1 pseudogene is annotated in these 242 nt (G+C 65.3%); it reads left to right on the forward strand.

Annotated elements, in window-relative coordinates:
* Window positions 1-242: pseudogene (locus AC0IYH_RS33565) on the forward strand (SDR family NAD(P)-dependent oxidoreductase); the annotation flags it as partial.

Consider the following 242-nt stretch of genomic DNA (forward strand, 5'->3'; position numbering starts at 1 on the left):
CGCGAGGACAGTGCCCGAAGCGTCTGCTGTTCGTTTCCAGTAGTGGCGTATACGCCCAGGCGGATGGCGAGTGGATCGACGAAACCTCGCCTGCAGAGGCACAGAGCTACTCGGGGCGTGTGATACGCGAGGCAGAGCAGGTGGCGTGGAGCGCTGAGGTGCCCGCCACGGTGGTGCGTCTGACCGGTATCTACGGCCCGGGTCGCGAATGGCTGCTCAAGCAGGTGCGCATGGGCTATCGG

The sequence above is a fragment of the Pseudomonas sp. AC463 genome (genome assembly GCF_979253585.1).